The organism is Mesorhizobium sp. M1E.F.Ca.ET.063.01.1.1 (assembly GCF_003998155.1).
In the GTDB taxonomy this organism is placed as follows: Bacteria; Pseudomonadota; Alphaproteobacteria; order Rhizobiales; family Rhizobiaceae; genus Mesorhizobium.
On record NZ_RZSC01001717.1, the window covers coordinates 1 to 405 of the forward strand.

1 protein-coding gene is annotated in these 405 nt (G+C 69.1%); it reads right to left on the bottom strand.

The window, feature by feature from the left end:
• A partial coding sequence (locus tag EOA29_RS40565) for a DUF1403 family protein (protein WP_127222615.1) occupies positions 1 to 280 on the bottom strand: 280 nt, incomplete at its 3' end.
• Between the last annotated feature and the right edge of the window lie 125 nt (positions 281 to 405).

Consider the following 405-nt stretch of genomic DNA (forward strand, 5'->3'; position numbering starts at 1 on the left):
GGTACCAGGCGTCGCGTAGCGCGGCCGCATCCTCGGCGCGGCCGGCGAGCCGCATGCTGGCGGCGGCGCAGTTGAGCGCCAGCCGCTGCCGCCAGGCACCGGCCCAGGCGGGCTGCCCGCGGGCACGTCCATCAAGCGCACCCAAGGCGGCGCCGGCTTGGAAAGCGGCATCGGCGTCATGCAGCGCGCCGCCATCGGCGAGCGCCCAGGCCGGGACGGTCGACGGCGCGGCGGGACTGGCGGGCAAGAGATTAGCGGTGAGAGGATCGAGGCGAATCATGATTCGAGGGTAAAACGCCCGTGCGCTTAACGCCACGGTTTTCGGATCAATCCGCACAGCCTGTCGGTGGTGTTTTACGTCCGATAAGCTTGCCTTATCGGACGTATGCCGCTAGCCTGCCAAGC